This is a genomic window from Niallia endozanthoxylica, assembly GCF_008710145.1.
Classification (GTDB): domain Bacteria; phylum Bacillota; class Bacilli; order Bacillales; family Cytobacillaceae; genus Bacillus_BD; species Bacillus_BD endozanthoxylica.
Window position 1 is genome coordinate 1 of record NZ_VYKL01000027.1, and the last position, 6594, is coordinate 6594.

Annotated in this window: 7 protein-coding genes; 3 read left to right on the forward strand and 4 right to left on the reverse strand. The window is 31.5% G+C overall.

Annotated elements, in window-relative coordinates; all coding sequences use genetic code 11:
* Positions 1-346: 346 nt before the first annotated feature.
* Entirely contained in the window at positions 347-1192 is an 846-nt protein-coding gene (locus F4V44_RS17845) for a tyrosine-type recombinase/integrase (protein ID WP_191090749.1), read from the reverse strand.
* Between the two features lie 194 nt (positions 1193-1386).
* Entirely contained in the window at positions 1387-2625 is a 1239-nt protein-coding gene (locus F4V44_RS17850) for a replication initiation protein (protein WP_150441383.1), read from the reverse strand.
* A gap of 682 nt (positions 2626-3307) precedes the next feature.
* Here F4V44_RS17850 and F4V44_RS17855 point away from each other — a divergent pair.
* Both F4V44_RS17855 and F4V44_RS17860 read left to right on the forward strand, forming a co-directional pair.
* The gene (locus F4V44_RS17855) at positions 3308-4111 is read left to right on the forward strand and encodes a ParA family protein (protein WP_150441387.1); all 804 of its coding nucleotides are present in this window, start codon (positions 3308-3310) and stop codon (positions 4109-4111) included.
* Positions 4089-4373, forward strand: a complete 285-nt coding sequence (locus F4V44_RS17860) for a hypothetical protein (protein ID WP_150441384.1) — start codon at positions 4089-4091, stop codon at positions 4371-4373. The genes F4V44_RS17855 and F4V44_RS17860 overlap by 23 nt, the downstream gene beginning before the upstream one ends.
* Before the next feature lie 207 nt (positions 4374-4580).
* Here F4V44_RS17860 and F4V44_RS27485 read toward each other — a convergent pair whose 3' ends face one another.
* Positions 4581-4742, reverse strand: coding sequence for a hypothetical protein (locus F4V44_RS27485; RefSeq protein ID WP_191090750.1), 162 nt, complete (start codon positions 4740-4742; stop codon positions 4581-4583).
* A 20-nt stretch (positions 4743-4762) separates the two neighbouring features.
* Complete coding sequence (locus F4V44_RS28420; RefSeq protein WP_150441385.1) at positions 4763-4951, reverse strand: RepB family plasmid replication initiator protein; 189 nt, start codon at positions 4949-4951, stop codon at positions 4763-4765.
* Positions 4952-5291: 340 nt separating this feature from the next.
* Between F4V44_RS28420 and F4V44_RS17870 the strand changes: the two genes are divergently transcribed.
* Positions 5292-5963, forward strand: a complete 672-nt coding sequence (locus tag F4V44_RS17870) for a MerR family transcriptional regulator (protein ID WP_150441386.1) — start codon at positions 5292-5294, stop codon at positions 5961-5963.
* Positions 5964-6594 lie beyond the last annotated feature (631 nt).

The following is a 6594-nucleotide window of genomic DNA, read 5'->3' on the forward strand; positions in this document are numbered from 1 at the left end:
TAGTTTTCAAAGAACAATTTTTTATCACTTCGTTAGCGACAAAAACTAGTATATCATTTAATTTCGTCGAAGTCAACAACTTTTTTCATTGCTTTAAGTTGTTGTTTTAGCGACATTCACTAATGTAACATCGTTAATCACAGAAGTCAACTTCTTTTTAAAAGTTTTTTCTTCTCCGATTTTTAATTTCTATTAAATAGAGAAAAAATTGCATTCTATTAACAACAATAAATAGCAACGGATATTTATATTATCAGCTTTATTAATAGAAATCAATTCTTTTTCGAATAAAATACTCCTATCTAATTGAAAGGAGTATAGAAGAAAACTAACAGTAAATCAATCTTTAGCTTATTTTGTTCGTAAAAGCATCATTAATCGCAGCTTCTACTTTTCTTTTATTCATTTGTGCCTTTACGTATTTTTTTGTCACATTAATATCTTTATGGCCAGCTAATCGAGACACTGTTTCGACATCAATTTTGTTATCAATCAGTCTTTGACAAAAAGTATGACGAAGTATTTGTGGAGTTACGTCATATTTTTTTAGCATGTATTGTACGGCTCTTTCTGAAAGACGTTCACCTGTACCAGAAACAAATACTGCCGCATGCGCATGTGAATCAAGGTACATCCCTAAATATTCTCTTGCCTCGTTTGAAAGAGGGATAACACGTTGTTCATCAATTTTTTGTACGATTAATTCATGCTTCTCTAAATCAATATGTGATTGATCTAAATTACATAGTTCCGATACACGAATTCCTGTATGAAGAAGAATATAGACAATCGTTACATTGCGTAAATTGCCATCTTCCTTAACCTTTCTTAATAACTGACTATATTCTGTGACAGATAATGTCTCAATATCATTATTTTTTTCTACAGGCTTTAGCTCCAAACCAAAAGTTAACTCCGGCTTTCCACGATATTTAGCAAAAGTACGGATTACACCAGCCGTCTTATCAATGGTCGTTACACTTTTTTGTTGCGCTTCTAAATAATAAATGTAAGACTGTATATCCATTTTCGTTAAATGATGAATATCTGCGTCTCTCTCTTGAAGCCACTCTTGATACTTTTCTAATTCACGCTTATACGTTTTAATCGTATTAGGGGATTTTTTTTGTTCTTGTAACCAATCACAAAAGTTTTGTATCAGCGGAATAGCTTCAGAAGATTTTTTTTTCAATTTAGAAATCCCCCTGTCAAGTAGATTGCCTTTATAATAACACAAACATTTAAGGAAGTCACCTTCCGCGAATGTGAAAATTATTATAAATTTATGACAATTTTTTATAAATAAAAAACATAGGAACATTCTTATAATATAAGTTAATTAAGTTCCCATGTCTTTTAATACGTACCATTTTTGCTGTATTTATATCATTTAGATAGTTGCAGTTGTTTTAGAAGTTCTTCAATCTCCTGTTGTTGTTGTATTCTTTCTTCTTTAGATTTACTTATTGTATAGCCTGCTACACCTAATGCTTTAAATAATTCTTCTTTTATTTCTTCGAACTTTGCTGTAGCTTCATCTAATTCCATGGAATAGTGTACCTGCAGTTTTTCAATTGCTCTTTCTGCAATAAACCAATCAGACATAGGTTCTTTTGATTTGCTGAAATAAGACACCAAATAAGGTAATATCATTTGATTCTGTACATCTTCTGGATGAGATTCTTTATGGGCTTTTAAAGTCTTTAGGACAGTCGTTATGTACCCAATCGGATTATCAATGTCCTCTCGATCCTGAATTTCCCCCATCAGTAATAAAACATTATCTATTCCATACTTTTCCCAAGAGTGAATGACCTCATTGGTTAACTGAACACCCATTCTTAAACCTAGTTTTTTCACTTGATTTATCAAGGAGTTTGCAGATTTGAATTCCTCTAAATTCTCTTCAAATAAACTTAATTTCTCAGCTTTATTTTGTTTAACAGATTGAATAATGAACTTTACTTTTGCAACCCTTCGTCCGTTCTTGATTTCTTCTAATTTAAAAGAGATATCTGTTTTATTCTTTAGTTCTTTTTGTGCCGGTAGTAAAACACGTTGCTTAAAATTCCCGTACGCAGGGTATATGTTCTCTGCTCCAAGTAATTCCCGTAAATCACTTAACAAAAAAGTACGTTCTTGAATTTTTTCATACTGTTTTAGCAATTCATAAATACGAATAGCATAAGAACTTTTCAATTTCACTACATTTTCAAGCTTATAGCTTGTGAACTCTCTTTTGAGTTCTAGCAGATATGGACGTAAAAAAGGGTCAAATCGGATATCAATGGTTCCTTCTGACTCGTTATAAGCTACATAACTTAGCCAAGCAACCTGGATTACTTTTTTATTAATACGAATTTCAAATACTTTTTGCATTAACTCTTTAGTGATTTTTCTTAATTCCGTATATTTAGGTGTTCCTCTTAACCCTAGTAGATTCGTAAATTCTTTGATTGGTAAAGTATAGGTTTTAAAATCAGAATCTGTCGGTTGAATATTGCTAGCTAAACAAAGGATGATTTTTTGCTCTACTACGCCGAGCTTATAATTGGCTTCGATTAATCTATTAGATTTTGTTACAAAATTATTCCTATTGACTTCAATTAACTCTGTTGGCAACACAAAAAGGTATCACCCCTTCTTCTCTCTTATCTATATTATGACAAATTCCTAACTATAACAAAAGAGTTTTTTTGTTATAGTTAGCACCATTTTTGTTATATCAGCACCATTTTTGTTATTGTTAGCACCATTTTTGTTATATTATTAGCACCATTTTTGTTATTGTTAGCACCATTTTTGTTATTGTTAGCACCATTTTTGTTATTGTTAGCACCATTTTTGTTATATTAATAAGCTATAAACCCTTATGTACCAAGGGTTCAAAGCCTCCGAAAACAATTAAAACAATTAAAACAATTAAAACATATATATGTAAAACAACAAAACAAAGCTGTGTGTTTAATTATTTATATTTTAAATTGAATTTAAAGCATTTCGAATTTCTTCGAGGAAATTCCGAGAGTTAAACAGAAAAACTTTACAAATCTAATTTTAATACTATCATCCATTTACTCTTGCGTAATCCGAGTGTTTTACGTAATGAATGAGATGTACTTGGTTTAGAAGTCCAAAACACCAATGAACATAAAAGTACTTAACAAATCATAAGTTTTACCGAAATTTATGATTTTATTAATAGCAAAAATCCCACTTAATTAAGAAGGATTTGTTTTGATTAATATAGAATAACAGTTATAAAGGAAAGAAGAAAACAATGTTAGAAGAAAGGAAGGTGTGTGATTTGGCTATTACTATAACTATGGGAATTCAAAAAGGCGGTTGCGGAAAATCAACAACAACAGGTATCCTATCTTATTTATTAAAAGAAGATGGATATCGCGTATTATCTATAGATATGGATTCACAAGGAAATTTAACTGAACTTTTATCCAGAAAACCGTCTAATGAATTTGTAGAGAAATCAATATTAGAAGCACTGCAACAAAATGATGCTAAAGAATATATCATTCCAATTAGTGAGAATCTTGATTTACTGCCAGCCAACAACTTCTTAGCTACATTTCCTCGATGGCTTTATACAAAGAAAACATATAAAGGGGAAATGGTATCATATAGTGGCAACCCTAGTTTGATTCTAGACAATATCCTGGATCAAATTCGAGATGAATATGATTTTATTATTATTGATACTCCACCTGCATTAAGTGAACAAACAATGACTTCATTATGTGCAAGCGAATATGTCGTAGTGTTGTTTGAAAGTTCCAACTGGTGTTACTCTGCTATTCATAATTTTATGGACTCTGTCATCAGTGCAAATGAATTTGGTCGACGTGACACAAAAGTCATTGGAATACTTCGAAATTTAAATGATGTTAGACGTAATGATACAAAAGCCTTTAATGAGATGGTTGCAGAAGATTACCCAGATGATGTGTTTAAAACGATTATTACAAGAAAAGCAGCTGTTGGAAGATTATCATTATACGGGTTTGAAGAGAACCCCGAATTAAAACAAGCATTGGAGCCTTACAGAAGTTTTTATAAGGAGTTGATGGAACGTGTCAAAGGTGAACGACATTAAGAATATGAAACGCCAACAAAAAGTTATTACACCGTCACAAGTATTAACTGAAATAATTGAAGAAAGAAAAAACGTTGATTCAAAAGAAGAAATAAACAAGACAAGAAAGGAAGAAAAGAAAGTGGAGAGAAAACGCGTATCCTTTGATTTACGGACAGATTTACATAAAGAATTGAAAATGCAGGCAATAATGCAAGAGAAAAATATTTATATATTAGTTGAAGAAGCTTTGGAAAAATATTTGAATGAGAAAAAATCATAATAAAAAACGCAGCTAAAATTTCGGCTGTGTTTTTTATTATGATTTTTTCTCATTGGTTTTTCATTGGCCTTCATTACTCAGTAACCATTTATCAATGATTATCCTCTATACAAATAGTGACAAAATAAAATAGCATGGCAAATAACCTTTGTAATACTTTAAATAGATTACCAGACGCAATCCTAAAAGCCTTCTATATTGTTTTTATTAAGACCCTAGCCAATCATAAAATGGTAATTTTGTTTCCGCATCCTCCTCTATTTGGCCCTTCATTTCTTCCATCTTTCTTACCATATCAATGGTCTGCTGACGATTAGTGTCATCTTTTAAATTGACGAATTTGAATACATCTTCAAAGATCACATCCAAAATAGCTGCTATTTCCTTTATTAGCTTTTTAGTAGGCTCTTCATTGGTTTACCATTGGACCAAATTAAATCAAAGTCAACAATTGCACGCCCTCTTTTTTCTTCTTTGTAATGAACCTCTAGTTCCGTATATTCGTTAATTTCGCTGATTGCGACATCTCCTGTGTTCTGTTGATAGGTTTTTTCCTTTTCCACACGAAACAACTTCATAAGACCTTCCTTTGTGATTGGTTTGTGCCAATAGCCATAGTAAGCTTTTAAATAGTCATACAGTATCCGACTAAAACCACTTTTGAATTTTGCTGTGATAGTTAAATCGACTGAAACGTACTATTTCTTTAACTCTAAAATGTGTGGAACCATTTTAGGTGGCCACTCAAATGTAAATTTTCCATTATATTAATCTATTTAAGTTGTCATAATTTGAATGAATGTTTCCCTTTATTAAAGGAGTACCTTTTAAAGGAAATTGTGTTCTTCATAGAGAATGTATTCTTTATGTATTCAATAATTTATAGTCTACATGTGTTATATAAGAAGGTGAGCCATTTTGTATTGGAAAATAAGTAATTTTGTTGAAGAGATTAAACAAACATTACAAGAAGAAAAGTTACATATTAACACGGTTACAGGCTGGTTTAAAAAGTTAGAAGAGGAAGAAATTCATTATATTTCCAGAACAGCAGAGACTGACGAGAAAGTATATGATGAGTTGGATCTGCAAATTGCAGTTTTTATTAAAAAGAAAAGGAACCAGAAATGGTCGCTAAGTGCAATTTTTAATGAGATAAAAAGTGAATTTGAATTAAGATCATTTCCAGTTGAGGATGAGGAGACTACAAATGTAGCACATATTAAGGATATAGATTTTCTAAACTCCAAGCACCTTAAGGAATTGAAGGGCGCATTTGAAGAGGTTGCTGCCTCCCAATTGGGTGAAATGAAAAGTCAATATGAGGAAATATTAAGTAAGCTTCCGAATCCCAGATCTAAAGAGGAAGAAAGGGAAGAGAGATTTAAGGAAATGATTGCAAGAAGACGAGTAGAGTATCAACTGGAAAAAGAAGCTCTAATTATGTGGTCCACAAAACCTGAAGAAGAGAGGCTAAAGAAAGTAGGCTTGTTTAGAAAAGAAGAGAATCATGAAGAACGTAATCGTTTTATTAAAGATCACATAGATAAAAACTTTGAAGTTAGACTTAGAAACGAGTTGGGTTTATAAGTAATTTCACCTAAATTACTTTAGTTACATCCCTCGCTTTATAGAACAAATCCAATATAAAAATAAATGAATTTAACTAGGAAGACAATCAAAGAAATACTCAGTGTAGAGGCCTTGCGAGTCTTCTTCGACGCAACCTACAGCAGTCGCTTCTGCTTGGAGGCTCCAGAGCCCATGTGATGAGTGAATGCTGTCAGACTACATCTACTTGTTTGTCCCTCGCTTAAACAAGGGCTTCCTCCGGCTAAGATAGTCTATCACATGAACTAGCAAAACCAAAGTATTCTCTATGTCACTAGTGACATAGAGAATACTTTGGTTTTGCTAGTTTTGAATTAAATACACTATTTATAAGTTAGTTTAGAGATAAAAAAATTCACTTCAAATTATTTGTTGATTTTGATTTAGTTAGATGGTACTATGAATCTCCATCACTTCTACGTTATATATTTTGATAGAGTAAGGTAAAACTATTGACTTTAATGGAAAAACTTAAGGAAGAAAAAACTTTTAAAAAGAAGTTGACTTCTGTGATTAACGATGTTACATTAGTGAATGTCGCTAAAACAACAACTTAAAGAAATGAAAAAATCTGTTGACTTCGACGAAATTAAATGATATACTAGTTTTT

Excerpts from the sequence above, each read along its gene's own strand:
- F4V44_RS28420 (WP_150441385.1), bottom strand. The coding sequence starts at position 4,951 with ATGAAGTTGTTTCGTGTGGAAAAGGAAAAAACCTATCAACAGAACACA.